This is a genomic window from Veillonellales bacterium (genome assembly GCA_039680175.1).
GTDB lineage: Bacteria > Bacillota > Negativicutes > JAAYSF01 > JAAYSF01 > JBDKTO01.
The window spans coordinates 21,762-43,413 of sequence record JBDKTO010000092.1 but is presented as its reverse complement, the minus strand read 5'-3'; the positions used below and the strand labels follow the sequence as shown (position 1 = coordinate 43,413).

Below are 21,652 nucleotides of genomic sequence, written 5' to 3'. Positions count from 1 at the left end.
GGAATGGCTATAATTGGAATGGATATATAGTTTATCCGAAGACCAAGTCTCTCTACGACTCCGGTTTCTACAAGCGGGAGTTAAGAGCGGCTAAGTTCCTGGATGAATTCGATTAAAATTCAGATGGAGGACAAATTCCAGCTGGATGAAGTCTCATTTGATAGCCGAGTTTTGAGAGAAAACGGAGGAACCAATCTAGTGGGGTTTATTCTACCGAGTGGTAGAAGGGATGTTGAAATCCTTGCCATCCTACCCGTCAGCTAACTCCGTAGGCTAAAAGCAGGGGTCAAGGAACCTTTTAGGGTTCTTTTTTCGTGCCGAAAAAGAGTTAAGTGCTGGATGACCGAGGCGCTTCCGCATACGTTGATACGCATTGCAAGCAGGACGTAATATTAATTATTAGAATACGGAGGAATCAACATATGGTTCGGTTGCTTCGGCGGCTGCTGATTGGTAAACCGCTGCATAATCAGGAAATGGCTCAGGAAAAAATGCCAAAATGGAAAGCACTGTCAATTTTTTCGTCAGACGCTTTGTCGTCGGTGGCCTATGGACCGGAGCAGGCTATCCTGGCTTTAGTTGCCTTGCCGGGACTGATTACGTATGGCTATATGATACCGGTAACTTTAGCAATTCTGCTGGTGCTGATTACAGTAGCCATTTCTTATGCTCAAGTGGCTAAAGCAAATCCGGGCGGCGGCGGATCCTATGCGATTGCCAGACAAAATTTGGGAGAAATGCCGGCCTTAGTGGCGGCCGGATCGGTACTTGCCGATTATGTTCTGACCGCAGCTGTAAGTGTTTCTGCCGGTACGGCGGCTATTGTATCGGCGTTTCCTGCGTTGACAGGGAATGAGGTGATTCTGGATGTATTGGTATTGTTTCTTGTTTTAATGCTGGTGAATCTGCGGGGCATCCGGGAATCGTCTTCCGTCTTCGTTTATCCGACATATGCTTTTTTGCTGGGCATATTTGTATTGCTGGCTATCGGCTGCTGGCAGGCGTTTACCCAGGCTGTGCCGCTGATTCCGCCCCAATCCCTTGCCCGGCAGCAATTGGATTGGGCTACACTGTTTATTGCCTTGCGGGCCTTTGCCAATGGCTGCAGTTCTATGACCGGTATTGAAGCGATTGCCGACAGTGTGCCTCTGTTTAAAAAGCCGGCAGCCCGCAATGCCGTTGCCACAACGTATTTGATGGCCGGCATTCTGGGAACTATGTTGGTGGGTGTTTCTTTTTTAATGCTTCATTTTCACATTATGCCCTTGCAGGAAGTGACGGCTTTATCCCAATTGTCCGAAGAAATTTTTGGCCGGACTTGGATGTACTATTATGTTCAAATTTCGACTATGATTGTTCTTTATTTGGCGGCCAATACCGCCTATAATGGGCTGCCGGTTTTATTGTCTATTATCGCCCGGGACGGATATATGCCCCGCTATCTGGCTACCCGGGGAGAGCGGCTGACTTTTTCCAACGGAATTATTTTGCTTACAATGGCCGCAGTTATGCTGACCATTATCTATAAAGGACAGACGGAAGATTTAATTTCTTTATATGCTATCGGCGTTTTTATTTCTTTTACGATTGCCCAAGTCAGTATGGTGGTGCACTGGAACCGGGAAAGGGGGCCGAATTGGCTGTTCCGTGCCGCTTTAAACGGTTTTGGCGCTTTGGCAACTACGATTGTTGTTGTCATTATTGGGATTACCAAGTTTCTGTACGGTGCCTGGATTATTATGTTGTTTATACCTTTTATGATCTGGGTGTTCAAAAAGATTCGCTTTCATTACAATAATATGGCGGAGCAGCTTCATTTGCCGCTAGAATGGCTGGAATCCGGTGAAATGCAATTTAAGCTTGGGAAAAATCATATTGTGGTACCTGTCGCTTCGCCTACCAGAGTGGTTTTTGAAACATTAAAGTATGCCAAGACACTGAGTGCGGATGTTATTGCGCTCCATATTGCCACGGATGAAGAATCGGCGCAGAAGGTAATTTGTAAATGGGAGCGCTGGAATCCAGGGGTTAAGCTGGTTACCGTGTATTCGCCGTATCGTTTGGTTATCCAGCCGCTGATTGACTATGTGGAAGCATTGGATAAGCAGAAGCAGCCGGAAGATTATATTACGGTGCTAATCCCTGAATTTGAGCCGAAGAAATGGTGGCACCGTCTGCTGCACAATCAAACAGGCTGGATTATCCGGACGGCGCTGATCTTGAAAAAGAATGTAATTGTAGCAACGATCCCTTATCATTTGCATAAGTAATCCTATGCTGTATCCGTCTAAAGCGGTTACGCTGCTTTGACACATTTTGCTGCCGGTGCTATAGTTATCTTGTAGCAATAGCAGGAGTTCGTTTTTTGTTAGTATGGCAGGATGGCAGCGAAGATCAATACACATTCCTGGCAGGGGTGTGTATTTTTTTCCGGCAGTACACGGACTGATGCAATGGAGAATCGGTAAAAAGGCAGGAATGAGAAATGTGGATTCAGTTGTTCATTGTAGTGACCTACATTTTTGTGTTGTTCGGTATTAGCTTTTATGTAAAAAGAAGGGCGTCGGCGAACAGTACCCAGTTTTTGTTTGCCGGCCGCCAGTTAAGTCCGGCTTTGGTAGCGGCGAATATTGCCGGTACAGCCGTAGGCGCGGCATCGACTATCGGGGTTGCCGAAAATGCATTTCAGGTAGGGATTGCCGCCGGATTTTATAATGTGGCCTGGTCGGCAGGAGCCGTAGCTATGGCGTTGTTTGCCGCCGGCAAATATCGGGAACTGAATTGTACGACCATACCGGAATTATTTGAACGCTATTATGATGTCAAAGGCAGAGTGATTAGTGTTGTGGGACTAATCACGATTCAATTGGTGATTACCTCTTTGCAATATCTGGCCGGGGGAGCCATTTTATCATCCTTGCTGCCGGAGGTTTTTTCCTTTAAGGGCGGGATGATTACCAGTGCTTTTGTTTTTATTGGCACTACACTGATTGGCGGCTTATGGGCTTCCGGCATATCCAACCTGCTAAGTGTGGCGCTGATTTATGGCGGCGTGATTATTGGAACGGTTGAAACCGTTTCCCGGCAGGGAGGCCTGCTAACTATCGCCGCCAGCCTGCCGCCGGGAACCGATTGGTTCGGTCCGGTGGGAGGATTGGGGTTGGCAACCATCGTCGGCTGGTTTGCGGTTATGATTACCCAGACGATTACCGCTCAGGGACCGGTTCAGGTGGCGTGTGCCGCTAAAGACGGCAAAGCGGCGAAAAAAGGGTTTTTGTTAGGTGCTCTGATTATTTTCCCGGTTGGTTTTCTTTGCGCGATTCTGGGTGTTGCGGCACGGGTGGCTTATCCCGACATTCAGGCGACGATGGCGCTGCCCCAGGTCATTCTTGCGTTGAATCCTGTTCTTGCCGGGGTTACCTTAGCTGCTTTATGGGCTGCCGATGTAGCAACCGCTTGTCATATCTTGTTAGGTGCGGGTACTTTGTTTGCCCAGGATATCTTTAAACGGTTTTTGTGCCCTCGTATCAGTGATGAAAAATATGTAATTGCCAATCGTCTTACTATATTCGGATTGGGCATTTTTACCTTATGGCTGGCTTTTAACGCGGTGGATATTATTAAAACAATACTGATCGGACTTAGTCTGACAACGGCCTTTACGGCAGTATTTCTGTTTACTATTTTTGCTCCCGGCTTATGCCGGAAAAATTCAGCCTTTTATACGACTCTGGCCGGGATGCTCGGACTATTGGCCTGGCAGCTTTTTCCCCAGGTCCGGATTTTTGCCCATCCCATTTATATGGAATGGCTGGTGTGCCTGATTGCGTTTTTTGCCGTAACGGTATTTGATTCGCAAAACATAAAAATAGCGGCAAAACTTCAGGAACATTCCTGACAGTGTATGCCGTTAATACAAGAACCGCTTTAGAAAGAAGACTCTAAAGCGGTTCTTGTATTATTTTTATTCTGCTTTACTGCACAGTGGCTGCAGTCCCAATCCGGTAATTGTAGCTAAATCGTCAGCCGCGCCGCGGCCTTGAGTGGTCAGGTAGTTGCCGATCAGCATACCGTTTATGCCGGACAGGAAGCCTAGCGGTACCAGATTTCCCAGATTGCATTCCCGACCGCCGGCGTAGCGGATGGTTTTGGTCGGCAGGATGAGGCGGAAGAGGGCGAAGGTCTGGAGAATTTCCATGGGCTTCAGTCGATTCACCCTTTCCAGAGCGGTTCCTTTAATCGGGTTCAATACATTCACCGGCACTGAATCGACATCCAATTCCTTTAGCGTAAACGCCAGTTCGATCCGCTGGTGCCAGGACTCGCCAAGACCGATGATGCCGCCGGAACAAACCTGCAATCCTTCTGCTTTGACTCGTTTGATAGTGGCAATGCGGTCATCGAAGGTATGGGTGGTGCAGATTTTGGGAAAGAAACTTTTACTGGTTTCCAGGTTGTGATGATAACGGGTAATTCCCGCAGCCTTTAGTGCTTTCGCGTGCTCTTCTTTTAGAATTCCCAGGGAGCAGCAGCGATTTAGGGAAGTTTCGCGGCCAATTCGCTCAATGGCGCTGGTAATCCTGTCAAAATCCTGATCGCCTTCCATGCCGCAGCCGGAAGTAACAATACTAAACCGGTTGGCACCGTCGGCTTCAGCTTTTTTGGCAGCGGCCACAATATCGTCTTCGCTCATCAATGGGTAAACGTCCAGCTTCACTTCATGGCGGGCCGACTGGGCGCAGAATTTGCAGTTTTCCGAACAGCCGCCGGAACGGGCATTGACAATTTCACAGGTGTCCACTATTTTGCCGGTGAATTTTTCTCTTACTTTGTTGGCTACAGCTAAAAGAAGCGGAATATCGGATTCTTCGATCCGGGTGAGCGCGACAGCTTCATCGAAGGTAATTTGCCCACCTTCCAATACTTTTTTGCCAACTGAAAATATTAAATCATAACTCATAATTATGTTTCCTCCTAATTCTTATGTATTTGGCCTGAGCCCGGCGTCAGCCACCATTTGGAAATCGGCGGCGGCGTCCCGGCCGGAAAAGGTCAGATAATTGCCGATGATTAATCCGTTGGCGCCGGCGAGCATGACGGCTCCCTGCATGTCCCGCAGGTTTAGCTCCCGGCCGCCTGCCGGACGAATCACCCGATCAGGCAGAATAAAACGAAAAATGGCAAAGACCTTCAGAATCTCCAGCGGCAACGGCGGGTTAACTCCTTCCAGAGCGGTGCCTTTGATTGGATTCAAGATGTTCAGGGGAATGGATTGAACACCGATTTCACGCAGAGCAAACGCCAGATCCAACCGGTCCTGCCAAGTTTCGCCCAAGCCGATGATGCCGCCGGTGCATAGCTCCAGACCGGCTGATTTGGCCGCTTGAATAGTGGACAGACGTTCCTGGTAGGAGTGAGTCGTACACATTTTTGGGTAAAACCGTTCACTGGTTTCCAGGTTGTGGGCATAGCGCTTTACGCCGGCAGCGGCCAGCTGCAGGGCCTGCTCTTTTGTGATTGTGCCGAGATTGGCGCAGACTTTTAAATGAGTATTGGACAGTATGGTTTCGATGGTTTGTAAAATTTCGGGGAAATCGGCGCGTCTCCTTCCATTCCTTTACCGCTGGTGACAAGGCTGATTCTGGCGGCGCCTTCTGCCTCCGCCTTTTTGGCGGCAGTGATAATCGTGTTCTTGTCCAGGAGATGATGAACGGTAATGTCGGTATGATGGTAGCAGGATTGAGCACAGAATTTGCAGTCTTCCGAACATTTTCCGGAGCGGGCGCTGATGATACCACACATATCGACACCGTTGCCGGCGAAGTGGTGGCGAATTTTATTGGCATAGGCGGTGAGCAGAAAAATGTCGTCGTCGGCTGCGCTGATAAGTGCATTGGCCTCAGAGCGGGCAATTGTATCGCCGGATAGAATTTTTTCACCTAAAGCTGCGATGGCCAGTGAATTCATAATCAACCTCCTTCTTGATTAATAACAGTGGGAGCGGAGAATAAAATTGTAAACAATTAAATAATTTGAGGTTAACAATATTATTTTACTACTAACAATCAGCCTTGTAAACTCTCCCCTCGCTGATTTTTCTCCGATTGCAAATTGTTGACAAGCCGGTAAACTTATGATAAATTCCAGATGAGAACCACTGATGATTGGAAAACTAAAAGGTAAGGGAAGGTATAGATGAACCTATTACAAGAAAAACTGACGAAATTGAATGAACTTTTATTGAATATGGGAAGCGCTGCCATTGCTTTTTCCGGGGGGGTGGACAGCTCCTTTTTGGCTGCCGCGGCCAGCAGGGTGCTGGGGGATAAAGCGATTGCCGTAACTGCTTATTCCGCTACTCTGGCGGAACGGGAGAAGAAAGAGGCGGTCGCTATTGCTGCTAAAATCGGCATTAAGCATGTTTTGTTACCGATTAGCGAACTTGACAGCGCCGATTTTATCGCTAATACTGCCAAACGCTGTTATTATTGTAAGAAGGAGCGGTTTTCCGTTTTGTCCCAATGGGCTCAGGAACAGGGAATCGCCTGGGTTCTGGAAGGATCCAATGCGGATGATGTTTCCGACTACCGGCCGGGAATGCAGGCGATAAATGAACTGGAAAAAGTCAAAAGCCCGTTATTGGAAGTAGGAATTACCAAAGAAGAAATCCGTGCATTGTCAAAACAGTGGCAGCTGCCGACCTGGAATAAACTAAGCGCGGCCTGTTTATCCTCCAGGGTTCAATATGGTATGAAAATTACTGCCGAAAAGCTGCATCAGGTTGAACAGGCGGAAGAGTTCGTCCGGGGATTCTGCTCCGGGCAGGTTCGTGTGCGGCACCATGGCAATTTAGCCAGAATTGAAGTATCGGCTCAGGATATTGCCGGTATCGCCCGGGAAGACAATGCAGCTAAAATCACCGGTTTTATCAAGCAACTGGGATTTACCTATGTAACGCTGGACTTGGCAGGTTATCGCACTGGCAGCATGAATGAAGTTCTTGCTAAATAACGAATAGATTGAATGAAAGGTGTGTTGACTATGCGTTCCGATTTGCTGCGAAAATTAATGGAGACTCATTGCGATGATGACAAAGGTGAATATAAGGATGTAATGATCAGCGGCCCTCACGATTATTTATTAATGGCGCTGCATCAGGAAGAATTGCAGGCGCAGCCGGATATGACGAAGGTGACCGCCGGAATGCTGAATATGGATGATACAATTCTGGCTTTAGCCGCCAACTGGCTGGAGAAAAAAGGCTATATTACTGGGGCTGAGATTCTCTATCCGGCGGATTCGAATATGCCCAGCGGGGTGAATCTAGAGCATGTCCGGCTTACCGCCGAAGGAATTGAATACGAAAAGCGATTGGGTTAGCAGGAAAAGTTAATTTAGTGTTTTGGCTAAAGCAGGCTCAATGACAAGAAAAACAACCGGCAGTCTTCGATGAAGGGTGCCGGTTGTTTTTTGTATGGATAATAAAGAAGTCCAGGGGATGGATTACATAGGGTAGCAGCGCTGATGGGGGTAGCAATGTCCGTAATTGTTGGGAGAACAGAAATAATGCTGATTGGGATAGCAGGTATTGTAAGGGTAACAATGAGTATGGGGATAGCAGTGGTAATTATTGGGGTAGCAAAAATAATGGATTGGATAGCAGTTCTGACGTGGGTAACAGTTCCGACGGGGATAACAATTTTGATTCGGATAGCAATTATAAGCAGGATAACAAACCCGCTCAAATTCTTCCCGGAATTCAAAGTCCTCATCCATATCAATTTCAGGCTCTTCCCATTTCGGCCTTTTATCCGACATGCACTATTCCTCCTTTTATTGCACTAGGTGAATGATACCTTATGTCCGCTTACTACATAATATGAAGCGCTTCATTAGATGGTGCAGACAGGAAAAACTAATTTTGGCTATTGACTTTTCCCTGAAATAATGGTATAAATAAATAAGCTGATTGGAAAAACCAAAGGCTAAGTGTACCTTTTGTAAGGGAACACTTAGCCTTATTTTATTTGATAATATCAATAGGGGGAATGTAAAATGGCCAAAATTGCTAAAAATCTAACGGATTTGATTGGGAATACCCCGTTGCTGGAGCTTTCCAACTACAACCAAAGCAAGAATCTACCGGCAAAAGTGATTGCAAAACTGGAATACTTTAATCCACTGGGCAGTGTCAAAGACAGAATTGGCTATGCAATGATTAAAGATGGGGAAGAAAAAGGATTAATTAATAAAGATACTGTTATTATTGAGCCTACCAGCGGCAATACCGGTATTGGTCTGGCGTTTGTGGCTGCCGCTAAAGGGTACCGTTTGATCCTTACCATGCCGGATACCATGAGCCTGGAAAGACGCAGCCTGTTAAAAGCGCTGGGGGCTGAGCTGGTTTTGACTCCCGGCGGGGAAGGTATGAAAGGAGCTATTAAGAAGGCGGAAGGGCTGGCGGTTGAAATAGCCAATTCTTTTGTGCCGCAGCAGTTTAAAAATCCTGCCAACCCTGAGATCCACAGAAAGACAACGGCAGAAGAAATTTGGCGCGACACGGATGGTAATGTGGATATTTTTATTGCCGGCGTTGGTACCGGTGGGACGTTGACCGGTGTAGGGGAAGTTTTGAAACAAAAGAATCCGGCAGTAAAGATTATTGCCGTTGAGCCTTTCGATTCTCCCGTGTTATCCGGCGGCAAGCCCGGACCCCATAAGATTCAAGGTATCGGAGCCGGTTTTGTGCCGGAAGTTTTGAATACTGAGATTGTTGATGAGATTGTTACGGTGAAGACGGAGGAAGCTTTTGGTGCGGTGCGGGAATTGGCCAAACATGAAGGATTGCTGGTTGGTATTACCGGCGGTGCTGCTGTTTATGTTGGAACCCAATTGGCTCTGCGTCCGGCAAATAAAGGGAAAAGCATTGTGGCGCTGCTGCCGGATACCGGTGAACGGTATTTATCCACATCCCTTTTCCAGGAAGCATAATACCGGAAAAGGTGAAATTTCGACGGTAGTGTCATTGCAAAAAATGGAATCAGCCAGGGGAGCGGCAATCGTTCTCCTGGTTTTATTGTTCCGGTATTTTTTCGGCGTTGACAAATTCCAAATTTCATTTAAAATAAATGATATAAACGACAATGAGGTCGCTTCGCTTTTTAACGAAAAGGGAGCGGTCTATTTTTTTTTAAGGGGTGGGAATATGGCCTGGTGGAGTGGCGGGAACAGGGATGAAGGGATTAAGCGCCTTGTGGAATTAACGGCCCGATATGCTACTGGTAATATGGCAGAGAAGGTACATATTGCAGAATATCCGCCGGAATGGCAAACACTGGCGGGAAATATTGGGAAGCTGGCGGGGATGTTAAGAGATTTTACCCGGGAGACACAGGTTTCCTCCAGTAAGGTTTCAGCAGCGGTGGATCAAGTAAATGGCGCTATTGCCAATTCTAACGCGCTGGCGGATCATATCCGCCAGGATACTGTGGCAACGAAACAGGCTACGGCTGTATTGAGTGATGCAGCCGGCAGCGCAAGCCGGCAGATTGAGGAGGTAAAGACGGCCTCCCGGACGATCACCGATGTGGCGCAGGACATCTATAAGGACAGTATTCAAACCAAAAATGTGGCGGAACAGGGCTGTGCGTCGGTGAATGAGGTCGCTGCCGCTATGGTTGATATCCAACGAACATCCGCCGATATTGAACAGCGGATTGGTTCGCTGATGCAAACCGCCAAAGAAATCAATAGTTTTCTGGCAACTATTCAAGGCATTTCTTCCCAGACAAGTTTATTGGAGTTGAATGCCAGTATTGAAGCTGCCCGGGCGGGAGAACACGGTCGGGGTTTTTCCGTTGTCGCCCAGGAAATTCAGAAGTTGTCTGATGCCAGTGCCGCTGCAGCCAGCTCGGCTAACGGTCTGCTGGTTCAGATCAACAGCGGTGTTTTGGAAGCTGCCAAGGCGGTACAGGAAGAGGTAAGTTCAGTGGAACGGGGTACTCAGGCAATGACCGATGCGGATTCCAGTTTAAAGGCAATTTTGGCGGCGAGTTCAGGGATTGAGGCTCAATTATCATCGGCCAGCGCTGCCCGGCAGGTACAGCTTAAGGCGGCAGGCCAAGCGGCGGAGGTGCTGGAGAAAATTTCCGCCATGTGCCGCGAATCGGCAGAGCGGGCAGCTGCCGTCAGCGATTCGATTACGCTGCAGGAACAGCATTTACAGGAAACCCGGCGTATGGGGGAACTGTTGGCCGCTGTGGCGGGACAATTGGTTCAAAATACCGGCAAGATCAAATTAGTTGCCATGGAGGATGCTGTTCAGCAGCAAAGGGATAGTAAAATCAAGGGGTTAAAAGCTGTGCTGGCAGGTATGACCAGGAATCCGCTGGTGATTGGTATGTCGGAAAGCGATCACCGGCAGATTCTATCCGAACTTCTCGCGAATCAACCGAATTTAGAAGCGGCCTGGACTAACCGGGGGGACGGGCAGTTCGTTGTCTCCCTGCCGCCGGCCGGTATTGCCAACGCATCATCCCGCGACTGGTTCAAGGAAGCGCTGCAGGGCAGTTTCTATGTTTCCCCGGTCTATGTTTCTGCGATTTCCCATCAACCGTGCATTACTCTGTCAGGCCCGATTCGTACCGAACAAGGCGAGATTGCCGGCGTTTTGGGCGTAGATTTGAAGATCGCCGATTCGGAATAAAACGTATAAAAAAGAGCCATGCTGTAAATAGGCATGGTTCTTTTTTAAATTAAAAGTCAAAAGGTCAAAAAAAGTTCTTGCTTCTATTGGATAGCTTTGTTAAAATAGTAGTAGAAAGAAAAGTTATCCGTAAGTAATAATTAGATATTATTCTGCGGAGATAATTTAGATTGATTAAGGGGGGCAATTATATGGCTCAGGAAAAATTCACGCAAAAGGCAATGGCTGCTTTGCAGGAGGCACAGCAATTGGCGGCTTTGTATTATCACCAGGAAGTTACTACCCGCCACCTCCTTATGGCATTGGTGAAGGACGCCGAAGGAATGATGGCGGAGATTTTGACTCAATCAAAAATTGATGGGAATTTGTTTCAATCCAGATTGGAGCAGCTGCTGAAAAATCAACCGGAGGTACGGGGGCAGGATACCGGCCTGCGGATGAACACCGCTATGATCCGGGTAATGGCTTTGGCGGAAAAAATGGCGGCCGGTATGAAGGATGAATATGTCAGCACCGAGCATTTGCTGCTGGCGGTTGTGGAAGATGGGGACAGCGATGTGGTGCAGCTTTGTCAGCAGTTTGGACTGCGTCGCAATCAGATCCAAAAAGTGATCACGGATTACCGCCAGGGACAGCGAATTACGAGTGATAATCCGGAAGAAGGCGATAAAGCCCTGGAAAAGTACGGCAGAGATTTAACGGAAATGGCCAGGCAGGGAAAACTGGATCCGGTAATTGGCCGGGACGAAGAGATTCGCCGGACGGTTGAAATTTTATCTCGCCGCACAAAAAACAATCCGGTGCTGATCGGCGAGCCTGGCGTAGGCAAAACCGCTATTGTGGAAGGGCTGGCCCGGCGTATTATTGCCGGCGATGTTCCGGAAACATTAAAAAATAAGATGCTATATTCCCTTGACTTAGGTTCTATGGTCGCCGGATCAAAATTTCGCGGCGAGTTTGAAGAACGGCTGAAAAATGTTCTTAACAAAATCGCCAAGTCGGAAGGCAAAATTCTGCTGTTTATTGATGAACTCCATACGGTAGTTGGGGCCGGGGCGGCAGAGGGCGCCATGGATGCCGGCAATATTTTGAAACCCATGCTGGCCAGGGGCGAATTACGCTGCATCGGCGCCACCACGTTAAACGAATACCGTAAGCATATTGAAAAGGATGCCGCCTTGGAACGCCGTTTTCAACCGGTGCTGGTGGATCAACCCAGTGTGGAGGACACTATTTCTATTCTGCGGGGCTTGAAAGAGCGCTATGAAATTCATCACGGCGTCCGGATTCAGGACGCAGCGCTGGTGTCGGCGGCAGTACTTTCCGACCGCTATATCTCCGACCGCTTTTTGCCGGATAAAGCCATTGATCTGGTAGATGAGGCGGCGGCCAAACTGCGTACGGAAATCGATTCCATGCCCAGTGAACTGGATGAGCTTTTGCGCCGGGTTATGCAGCTGGAAATCGAGGAGCAGGCATTGAAAAAGGAAAGTGACAATGCCTCCCGGGAGCGACTGACAAAGCTGCAGGAAGAGCTTGGGGATCTGCGCCGTCAGACCGATGCTTTAAAAGCCCGCTGGGAAGTGGAAAAACAATCCATTCTTCGTTTGCGCAGTTTGAAAAAAGAAATTGAATCGGTGAAGACGGAAATGGAACGGGCCGAACGGGCCTATGATTTGAATCATTTGGCAGAATTAAAATACGGGAAATTGCCTGAATTGGAGCAGCGGCTGCAGCAGGAAGAGCAGCAGCTCACCGCAAGACAGGATCATAAGTTGCTGTTAAAGGAAGAAGTGAGTGAAGACGATATTGCCAAGGTGGTCAGTCGGTGGACCGGTATTCCTGTCAGCCGCATGTTGTCCGGTGAGCGGGAGAAGCTGGCTAATCTGGAGAATATTCTGCATGAACGGGTTGTTGGACAGGAAAATGCTGTTCAGGCAGTTAGCGAGGCTATTATTCGGGCCCGGGCAGGTATTCAGGATCCCAGCCGGCCAATCGGATCGTTTATTTTTCTCGGACCAACCGGTGTTGGTAAAACGGAATTGGCTAAGACGCTGGCGGAAGTATTGTTTGATGATGAGCGCAGCATGATTCGTCTGGATATGAGCGAGTACATGGAGAAACATACGGTATCCAGATTGATTGGCGCTCCTCCCGGTTATGTGGGCTACGATGAAGGCGGACAGTTGACGGAAGCCGTACGGCGGCGTCCTTATAGCGTAATACTGCTGGATGAAATTGAAAAAGCGCATCACGATGTTTTTAACGTATTGCTGCAGATTCTGGATGATGGCCGGCTCACTGATGGCAAAGGCCGGACGGTTAATTTTAAAAATACCGTTATTATTATGACGTCTAATTTAGGATCGTCGGAAATTCTGCAGAATGATTTTTCTACTGCCAAGGAGAAGGTTCTGGGGATGTTGAAAAGCTATTTTCGCCCGGAATTTCTCAACCGGATTGATGACATTATCGTGTTTAATGCGCTTACGGCAGAGCAGGTTGGCAGTATTGCCGGCATATTGCTTAACAATTTGAACCAACGCCTGCAGAAGCAGATCAATATTACTTTGACCTGGGATGATGCGGTACTGAAGTTATTGGCGAAGGAGGGTTATGATCCGGCCTATGGCGCCCGTCCCCTTCGCCGTCAAATCAGCCGGTCGGTAGAAACGGAGCTGAGCAAAATGATTGTCCGGGGTGAAGTTGGGGAAGGAAACACGGTTCGAATAGGAGTTCAGAATGACGCTGTCACTCTCGGGACAGCTAAGTAAAAAATAAATTAGGTAGAAGAGAAACCATGCAGCTTTGTTGTGCCGCATGGTTTTTTGCTGTGAGGTAAAACAGGGGAAATGGAATTTTAAAGGGATTCACCAACCTATGTCGAAGGCTAAAAATAAGTATATATTTTATGGGAAAAGAGGTGGAGCGATGAAAAAAGTATCCAGGCGGACGTTTTTAAAATGGGGCGTTGCAGCCGGGGCCGTGGCTGTGGCGGCTCCCTATGTTATGATGAACAAAAATAATATGTTTACGTCAACCTTAACTGAGATGGCGGGTGCACCGGCACTGTTTGACGTATTGGTCATCGGCAGCGGCGGCTCGGGAATGCGTGCTGCACTGGAGGCAGGCAGGCAAAAGGATTTAAAAGTTGCTTTAATGACCAAGCTGGTTCCAACCCGTTCGGCAACCTGCATGGCCCAGGGGGGAATTAATGGCGCTTTGCGACATGCCGATGCTCGAGATTCTATTGAAAAGCATGCTTTTGATACGGTAAAAGGCAGCGATTATTTAGGTGATCAGGATGCGATTCGATTTTTTGCCGAAAAGGCGCCGGAAGCGCTGCGTGAACTTGATTATTACGGTGTTGCCTTCGACCGGATGCAAGACGGACGTATGGCTCAGCGAAATTTAGGCGGGCATACGTATGCCCGGTCGGCCTATTCCGCCGACCAGTCCGGGCTGGTAATTTTGCACACCTTGTTTGAGCAATGCCTGAAAAATAATGTCAACATGTTAATGGAATGGCAGCTTTTAGAGCTGGTGGTTGAGGATGGCAAGCTTTGCGGGGTTGTCGCTATGAACATGCACAGCGGGAAAATTCTGCCGGTAATGGCCAGGACGGTAGTTGTGGCTACCGGCGGCTATGGCCGGTTATACTGGGTCAGAACCACGAATCCTTTCAGTTCTACCGGCGACGGGATTGGTGCCTGCCTAAAGGTGGGAATTCCGGTAAAAGATCCGGAAATGGTGCAGTTCCATCCCACTGGCCTGGCGGGTTCCGGCGTGCTGCTGTCGGAAGCCGCCAGAGGCGAAGGCGGCTATTTGGTTAATAAAGACGGCGAACGGTTTATGAGACGGTATGCCCCGGATAAAATGGAGCTGGGCCCGAGAGATTTGGTATCCCAGGCCATCGAAACGGAAATCAGGGAAGGACGGGGCGTCGGGGAGGGCCTGCATGCGGCGGTATACCTTGATTTGCGTCATTTAGGCAAGAAGAAAATCATGCAAAAGCTCCCTCAGCTTCGGCAATTGGCGCTTAATTATGAAGGGGTAGATGCGATTACTCAGCCCATTCCTATCCGCGGTACCTGCCATTATTCTATGGGCGGTATTGATGTGGTTGATTATAAAACCTGCGCGACAGCTATTCCCGGTGTTTTTGCTGTGGGAGAATGTTCCTGCCTATCGGTTCATGGGGCGAATCGTTTAGGCGGTAATTCCCTGGCGGAGGTTGTCGTATTTGGTAAGTATGCCGGCAATGGTGCGGCGGCATATGCCAGAAATAATGCATTTGACGGCAATCAGACTGCTTTGGACCGGGCGGCGGATGAATGGGAACAGCGGTTTGCGGCTGTCAGCTCCCGTTCCTCCGGGTCTACAGTTCCTTCTATTCGGGATCGAATGGCTGCCACAATGTGGCAGAATGTAGGCATATTCCGCAGCCGGACAAGGCTGGAACAGGCCGTGCGGAATATAGACGAACTGCTGGAAGAATACCGGTCCTGCGTGGTGCGGGATACGACCCGGATATATAATACGGCGTTTATGAACTATGTCGAACTAGGCAATATGCTGCCACTGGCCCGGATGGTTGCAATGGCGGCGCTGGCCCGGCAGGAAAGCCGGGGCAGCCATTTCCGGGAAGACTATCCCCGGCGGAATGATCAAAAATTTTTGCAGCATACGATCGTTACTCGAAAAGGCGCTGAATACAGTTTGACATATCGGCCGGTTGCGATAACCGATTACCAAGCGGAAGAAAGGAAATACTGATATGCCGACAATGACATTTACCATCCGGCGCTTTGTGGAAGCTAAAAGCTTTTCCCGGGATTACAGCTTTGAATACATGGCCGGAAATACTGTTTTGGATGGCCTGATTTTCATAAAAGAAAAACTGGATCCATCCTTAGCCTTTACCGCTTCCTGTCGCAACGGGGTTTGCGGGGCTTGTGCTCTCAGGGTAAACGGGCAGGCGGTATTGGCCTGCGAGACAGCGATTGAGTCCCTTGCTGCCCGGTATCACTCGGCAAGGCTGACAATTGCTCCTCTGGGAAATTTTACTGTATTGCGTGATTTAGTCGTTGACTGGCAGCCGAAGCTGGACCGGATGAAACAAGTTAAACCCTGGCTCATTCCCCAAGACGCATTTTCAGCGGACACCGGCTGTCGGCAAAGTCAGACCGATTTTGACAAGATACGGGGTTATACGGATTGCATCCTGTGCGGTGCCTGCGTTTCCGAATGCAGCAAGCTTGCCGCCGACTCGGCGGACTTTTTAGAGCCCTTTGCTTTTGTTAAGGCGCAAAAGTATGTGGCGGATTCCCGGGATGATGCGCCTTTGAAGCATCTTGATCCCGCTATTCAGGCCGGCTTGTGGCGATGCATGCATTGCGAGGAGTGTACTGCCAAATGCCCCAAAAGCCTTGATCCGGCCGAAGATATTGCAAAACTGCGGGTTATGGCTTTTAAAAAGGCGATGGTCAACAGTGCCGGAGCCCAGCATGCCCAAGCTTTTTATGAGGATATTAATGACATAGGACGACTGAATGAAGCCAAACTGGCTATCAGGACCGACGGAATTATGAAATCATTGACCCGGGTTGGGTTGGCCTACCGTCTAATGAAAGTAGACAAATTAGATCCGTTCCATCTGCCGGAGCCGATCAAAAACATTTCCAAGGTGCAAAAAATCCTGAAAGCGGCAAAGGAGGCTGACAAGTCATGAAGAAATTTGCCTTTTTCCCCGGCTGCGTCTTGGAGGGATCGGCGAAAGAAGCCTTGGATGCCACTATCAAAGTTGCGGCGGCACTGGAGATTGAACTAGTGGAGATTCCCGGCTGGACATGCTGCGGCGCTTCTCATGTGCAGGATATGGATCCAATGGCGGCGTTGGCGATTAACGCCCGCAACATGGCATTGGCGGAAAAAATGGGACTGCCGATTCTCACCGTCTGCAACACCTGTACGTTGATGCTGCGACAGGCTAAGTCTGCTTTAGACGGCGATGACAGATTAAAAGAAAAGGTTAATAGAGTAATAGCTTCCGGCGGCTACGAATATGTGGGCTTTTCCGACATCACCCATCTTCTTTGGGTATTGGCGGAAGATACGGCTTTCTGGCAGAGGAGGATTAGCCGGCCGCTGACAGGAACGAAAGTGGCGGCTTATTACGGCTGCCACATTCTGCGGCCGCAAAAAATCATGAATTTTGAGGACAGCGCCAATCCCCGGTCCTTGGAAACGGTAATTCGGGCAGTGGGAGCTGAGCCGGTTGATTTTCCGGACAAACTGCAGTGCTGCGGTTTTCATGCTTTTTGGACGGCGGAGAAGGATGCTGTGTTCCTTACCGGTAAGCACGTGGACAATGCGGTGAAGGCAGGGGCCGATATGATGGCGACTCCCTGTCCCCTTTGCCAGATGCAGCTGGATATGTATCAGCCGGAGGGACGGCAGGCGGTACACTCTACTGCGGAAATTCCGGTATTGCATCTGGCGCAGCTGATTGGTCTCGGTTTAGGCTTCAGCCCGGCGGAGCTGGGGATTAACCGCCATGTTTCGGCTGCGTCAAAGGTTATGCTGAATCAATAGTTCCCGCAGCAAGCAGATGATTCGATCTCCCGCCGGCAGTCTGCCGCGGGATATTGGCTGGACAGTGAAAAATATTGTGCATTTAGAGAGGAAAATAAAGCAGGATAGCTAAATATAATTATATAAATATTATGAATATAGCATGCAGATGCAAAGCGGGGTGGATAAGCGGTGCAAACGAATAACGTTACCCAAGCTATCTGGACAGAGTTTCAAAACACGGGAGAATGTAATGATTTTAACGGCGATTATAATGTTTTGGCATCCTGGCAGCATTGCCGCCGGCAAGGGATAGATTCCTATGCCGGGGGGCAGCCGACTTATTTAGAGAAGGACGAGTTGACTAAGCGGCTGGAGAATAATCATAGCTTAATCAGTATTGCTCAGCCAATCCTAAGTGAAGCCTATCGTCTGGCCGCTCATTATAAATTAGTGGTATCCTTGCTGGATGCGGATGGATACATCCTCATATCAACCGGGGATGCGGAAGATGTTTACCGGCAGACCGGCGTGAATTACGTTCCCGGTATGTGCTGCGTGGAAGATGTTATGGGGACCAGTTCTTTTTCGTTAGTTATGCAGGGCGGCATCCCGGTACGCGTTGCCGGACCGGAGCATTACTGCCTGCGCTATCATCATGTGGCCTGTGCGGCAGCCCCGATCAAAAACAATGACGATACAATCATCGGCGTTGTAACGCTGACGGAAATCGAATGGGAAGCCAGTTATTGTTCGTTAGGCATCGTTGGCGTTGCGGCAAAAGCGATTGAGGCCGGGATTAGGATGCAGCTGGCTCAAGAACAAATTACTTTGAGCAATCGTCTGAAAATGATGATTGTGGAATCTATTTCCGATGGACTGCTCACTATTGATGCGAAAGGTATCGTCACGCATATTAATGCCACCGGGGCTAAGATATTGGGAGTGACAGTGATGGAATCCATCGGCAGGCATATTAGTGAAGTAGTTGATTTTAAGCCGGTGATTTTGCAGGTGCTGGAGACGGGTAAAGGCTATATCGATAAGGAATTCCGGCTGGAAAGTAAACGGGGAGTGCTGCACTTTGTGAAAACGGCCATTCCTCTCCGGGATGACTATGGTCAGCTTATTGGCGTAATGGATGTTTTTCGGGAAATCAAACGGGTGCGGAAAATGGTCAATCAGATGGTTGGCGCCCAGGCGGTATTCACATTAGATGACATAATGGGAGAAAGTGATCCAGTAGTCGAGATGCGGCGGCTGGCCCGACTGGCGGCTGCCAGTGAAACAACCATCTTGCTGGAAGGCGAAAGCGGCACCGGCAAAGAGCTGCTGGCTCAGGCCATTCATAACTGCAGTTATCATCGGGAAGGACCGTTTATAGCGATAAATTGCGGTGCGATTCCCCGGGATTTAATCGAAAGCGAACTGTTCGGTTACGAGGAAGGAGCTTTCACCGGCGCCAAGCACGGCGGCCGCCCGGGAAAATTTGAAATGGCTCAGGGCGGGACATTATTTTTAGATGAAGTAGGTGAAATGCCCTTTGAGATGCAGGTAAAATTGCTGCGGGTATTACAGCGGACCCAGGTCGTCCGGGTGGGAGGCAGCCAGGTGATCCCGGTGGATGTGCGGATTATTGTGGCAACTAACCGCAATTTATGGCAGATGGTTCAGGATGGTGCCTTCAGGGAAGATCTATATTACCGTCTGAACGTTATGGACATTTTATTGCCGCCGTTGCGGGACAGAGGGGATGATGTCCTTCTGCTGATTCATCATTTTTTGAACAAGTTTTCTAAGACCGCCGGTATTAGCAAAAAAATAGCGCCGGAAGCCTTGAATTTATTGCAGCAGTGGAATTGGCCCGGAAATGTGCGGGAATTGGAAAATGCGATAGAACATGCCTGCTGCTTATCCTGTGGCGGCGATATTGGCATTGAACATCTTCCTCGTATTATTCAAAGCTGCGGTTTGACAAAAAAAGTAGCACCCCAAGTCATGTCGTTAAAACAGGCCGAGCGGCTGGCAATTGAAAATGTGATTCAAATTACGAAAGGAAATGTGTCCCAATCTGCCAGATTATTAGGGGTTGGGAGAAATACTTTATATGAGAAATTGAAAGAATACGCAATTGAGTATAAATTCAGTCCGGAAAAGTGTTCTTAAAACGAACAGTGTAAGATTGTCGAACAATAAATAAGTGAGGGAAGTTCCTGCAATACACAAGCATGAGTGTTCAATATTTGATCACTCATGCTTTTTATATAGCAGTTTAAATTAATCAAATTAAATAAATGTTCAGTAAAATAGCCCGTTAAGTGTTTATTGGGATAGTTGGCACGGTTCTTGCAAATAATTTCTAACGAGAAGAAACTCAAAAAATACAGAAAATATCGGAAGCGGAAGAGGTGAACAATATGTTTTTATCGGGCTAAAAAATGGGTATAGGCAGCTTTTGCACGCTCGAATTTTATTATTAATGAAATGCTGGATGTTGGGTTGATTAATAATGAATTAATACAAAAGGAGAGATGATTATGCAGCGACGCTGGATATTGTTAGCCGCATCTTGGCTGGTTTTCTTTGTGGCTTTTTTGGATCGGGTAAATCTGTCGGTAGCAATGCCGTCGATTTCCAAAGATTTTAACTTTAGCCCCGAGCAGGCCGGTTACGTATTAAGTGCTTTCTTTATTACGTATACCATTTTACAAATCCCAGGCGGGATTCTCGGGGATAAAAAAGGTCCGAAAAAAGTTATGACATTTGCGCTGGTATGGTGGTCCTTTATGACGGTGGCCACCGGTCTTGCCCGCGGGTTTTCCCATTTCTATCTTGTGCGGTTACTATTTGGTTGTGGCGAGGGCGTTCATCCACCCTGTGCGTTTAAGTTAAACAGTAATTGGTTTCCCGACCGGGAACGGGCGACTGCCAATGCAATTTTTACATCTGCTAATTCGTTAGGGCCGGCCGTTGCACCGCCGCTGGCGGTGGCAATCATAGGAGCATGGGGCTGGCACTCCATCTTCTATATTTTTGGTATTATTGGGTTTTTGATTATTCCGATCTGGATGTATGCTGTTCATAATTCACCGGAAGAAGACCCGAAGATTACTAAGGAAGAGTTGGAATACATTCGCAGCGGTCAGCAGGAAGCTGCCCAATCAGAAGATGAAGATGATGGCGAACCGGCAGGTATTGGCAGCGTGTTTAAAAACCGCAATACTTGGCTGCTGGCAATGGCATACTTTACTTTCCTCTGCACGTTTTATGGATTGATGACTTGGCTGCCGACTTATTTAGTCAAAGCCCGGGGTTTTGCTATGGTTAAAATGGGGATTTTTGCCGGACTGCCTTTCCTGGCTCTGGGGGTAGCTCAGCCAATTGGCGGTTTGATTTCTGATAAGATTTTAAAAGGACGCAACCGTAAAATTCAGGTTATTGTGGCAACGTTGTTAGCTGCTCCGGTGCTTTATGGCGTTGTGGCTGCAAGCACTGAAACAGGCGCTATGACAGCTCTCGTTTGCGCCGGTTTCGTAATCGGCCTGGCGTTTGGACCTTTCTGGGCTCTGCCGATGGAATGTGTAAAACGGAAATTTGCCGGTACTTCTTCTGCAGTTATGAATACCGGCGGTAATCTTGGCGGCGTTTTTGCTCCCATTATTATCGGTTACTTAGTTGGCATGTCGGGCTACGATGCGGCATTTACCTTTATGGTGGGCGCAGAGGTTGCTACGGCAATTATCGTTGCCTTTATCAAAGAGGTACCCAAAACTGACACAAATGCTATCTCTGCCGGCAGGTAAGGGAGCATAAGTGAATACAGGGGGCGTCTGTAATAGGGGTTGTCCTGAATAGCCGCCCCTCAATAACCAAAGGAGAATGTCTATGGAAAAGGTAATGCGCATTAAATCCGTGGAAGGCGGAACTGGCCGCACGATTGTTGCCCGGCTCCTGCCTGGGACCGATATGCTGGAAGGAATCGAAGAAGTCTGCCGACGGCATGATGTGAAGTATGCTGTTGTTGCTTGTGCTGTGGGATGTCTTAAAATGGCTACATTTGTTTATCCTATTCCTCAGACCGGTACTCCTATCGGTATCAAGTACAGCGATCCGGTAATCATTGAAGGGCCGGTTGAATTTCTCGGCGGGCAGGGTATCGTCTGTCAGTCGGATGACGGTAAGTATTTGCTGCATTTCCACGGTTCGGCCAGTGATAAGGAAATGCATATATGGGGCGGGCATTTTGTAACCGGTAATGTGGTTTTAGCTACGGTGGATGTAATTATTAATGAAATTTCCGGCGTAAACATGGTGCGCCGTTATGATGAGGAAACCGGATTTGTCCAATTCAGTCCGGAAAAATTGGAGGGATGA

At 48.4% G+C, this 21,652-nt stretch carries 17 protein-coding genes and 1 riboswitch; of the genes, 14 read left to right on the top strand and 3 right to left on the bottom strand.

The genetic code is table 11. From position 1 onward, the window contains the following. Positions 1-152 precede the first annotated feature (152 nt). Positions 153-290: riboswitch (cyclic di-AMP (ydaO/yuaA leader) on the top strand. A 132-nt stretch (positions 291-422) separates the two neighbouring features. Both ABFC84_15960 and ABFC84_15955 read left to right on the top strand, forming a co-directional pair. Continuing rightward, a complete protein-coding gene (locus ABFC84_15960) occupies positions 423-2,270 on the top strand; it encodes an APC family permease (protein MEN6414234.1) in 1,848 nt (615 codons plus the stop codon). Between the two features lie 215 nt (positions 2,271-2,485). After that, positions 2,486-3,898 carry a sodium:solute symporter family protein gene (locus tag ABFC84_15955; protein MEN6414233.1) on the top strand — a complete coding sequence of 471 codons (1,413 nt, stop codon included), beginning with the start codon at positions 2,486-2,488 and terminating at the stop codon, positions 3,896-3,898. 66 nt (positions 3,899-3,964) lie between these two features. Here ABFC84_15955 and bioB (ABFC84_15950) read toward each other — a convergent pair whose 3' ends face one another. Genes bioB (ABFC84_15950) through ABFC84_15940 form a run of 3 tightly spaced genes read right to left on the bottom strand, consistent with a single transcriptional unit; the run spans position 3,965 to position 5,967 of the window. Beyond that, the gene (gene bioB, locus ABFC84_15950) at positions 3,965-4,960 is read right to left on the bottom strand and encodes a biotin synthase BioB (GenBank protein MEN6414232.1); all 996 of its coding nucleotides are present in this window, start codon (positions 4,958-4,960) and stop codon (positions 3,965-3,967) included. A 21-nt stretch (positions 4,961-4,981) separates the two neighbouring features. Continuing rightward, positions 4,982-5,560, bottom strand: a complete 579-nt coding sequence (gene bioB / locus ABFC84_15945) for a biotin synthase BioB (GenBank protein MEN6414231.1) — start codon at positions 5,558-5,560, stop codon at positions 4,982-4,984. Then, positions 5,542-5,967, bottom strand: coding sequence for a hypothetical protein (locus ABFC84_15940; protein MEN6414230.1), 426 nt, complete (start codon positions 5,965-5,967; stop codon positions 5,542-5,544). Before ABFC84_15940 ends, bioB (ABFC84_15945) begins: the two co-directional genes overlap by 19 nt. A gap of 228 nt (positions 5,968-6,195) precedes the next feature. On the opposite strand from ABFC84_15940, the gene larE reads away from it, so the two are divergent. The 12 genes from larE (at position 6,196) to ABFC84_15880 (ending at position 21,652) form a co-directional block, all read left to right on the top strand. Beyond that, entirely contained in the window at positions 6,196-7,011 is an 816-nt protein-coding gene (gene larE, locus ABFC84_15935; GenBank protein MEN6414229.1) for an ATP-dependent sacrificial sulfur transferase LarE, read from the top strand. Between the two features lie 12 nt (positions 7,012-7,023). Continuing rightward, on the top strand, positions 7,024-7,380 hold the full coding sequence (locus ABFC84_15930; protein ID MEN6414228.1) for a hypothetical protein: 357 nt from the start codon (positions 7,024-7,026) through the stop codon (positions 7,378-7,380). 156 nt (positions 7,381-7,536) lie between these two features. Next, positions 7,537-7,845: a hypothetical protein gene (locus ABFC84_15925; GenBank protein MEN6414227.1), complete on the top strand. Its 309-nt coding sequence runs from the start codon at positions 7,537-7,539 to the stop codon at positions 7,843-7,845. 210 nt (positions 7,846-8,055) lie between these two features. Continuing rightward, positions 8,056-8,991 carry a cysteine synthase A gene (gene cysK / locus ABFC84_15920; protein MEN6414226.1) on the top strand — a complete coding sequence of 312 codons (936 nt, stop codon included), beginning with the start codon at positions 8,056-8,058 and terminating at the stop codon, positions 8,989-8,991. Positions 8,992-9,019: 28 nt separating this feature from the next. Further along, a complete protein-coding gene (locus tag ABFC84_15915; protein ID MEN6414225.1) occupies positions 9,020-10,705 on the top strand; it encodes a methyl-accepting chemotaxis protein in 1,686 nt (561 codons plus the stop codon). Between the two features lie 191 nt (positions 10,706-10,896). Beyond that, positions 10,897-13,479 (top strand): ATP-dependent chaperone ClpB, encoded by a 2,583-nt coding sequence (gene clpB / locus ABFC84_15910; protein MEN6414224.1) that lies wholly within the window; start codon positions 10,897-10,899, stop codon positions 13,477-13,479. Positions 13,480-13,636: 157 nt separating this feature from the next. Next, the gene (locus ABFC84_15905) at positions 13,637-15,481 is read left to right on the top strand and encodes an FAD-binding protein (GenBank protein MEN6414223.1); all 1,845 of its coding nucleotides are present in this window, start codon (positions 13,637-13,639) and stop codon (positions 15,479-15,481) included. A gap of 1 nt (position 15,482) precedes the next feature. Beyond that, on the top strand, positions 15,483-16,436 hold the full coding sequence (locus ABFC84_15900) for a succinate dehydrogenase/fumarate reductase iron-sulfur subunit (GenBank protein ID MEN6414222.1): 954 nt from the start codon (positions 15,483-15,485) through the stop codon (positions 16,434-16,436). After that, positions 16,433-17,299 (top strand): CoB--CoM heterodisulfide reductase iron-sulfur subunit B family protein, encoded by an 867-nt coding sequence (locus ABFC84_15895; protein MEN6414221.1) that lies wholly within the window; start codon positions 16,433-16,435, stop codon positions 17,297-17,299. Before ABFC84_15900 ends, ABFC84_15895 begins: the two co-directional genes overlap by 4 nt. Before the next feature lie 171 nt (positions 17,300-17,470). Next, a complete protein-coding gene (locus ABFC84_15890) occupies positions 17,471-19,444 on the top strand; it encodes a sigma 54-interacting transcriptional regulator (protein ID MEN6414220.1) in 1,974 nt (657 codons plus the stop codon). 371 nt (positions 19,445-19,815) lie between these two features. Then, positions 19,816-21,081 carry an MFS transporter gene (locus tag ABFC84_15885; GenBank protein ID MEN6414219.1) on the top strand — a complete coding sequence of 422 codons (1,266 nt, stop codon included), beginning with the start codon at positions 19,816-19,818 and terminating at the stop codon, positions 21,079-21,081. 82 nt (positions 21,082-21,163) lie between these two features. Then, the gene (locus ABFC84_15880) at positions 21,164-21,652 is read left to right on the top strand and encodes a PPC domain-containing DNA-binding protein (protein ID MEN6414218.1); all 489 of its coding nucleotides are present in this window, start codon (positions 21,164-21,166) and stop codon (positions 21,650-21,652) included.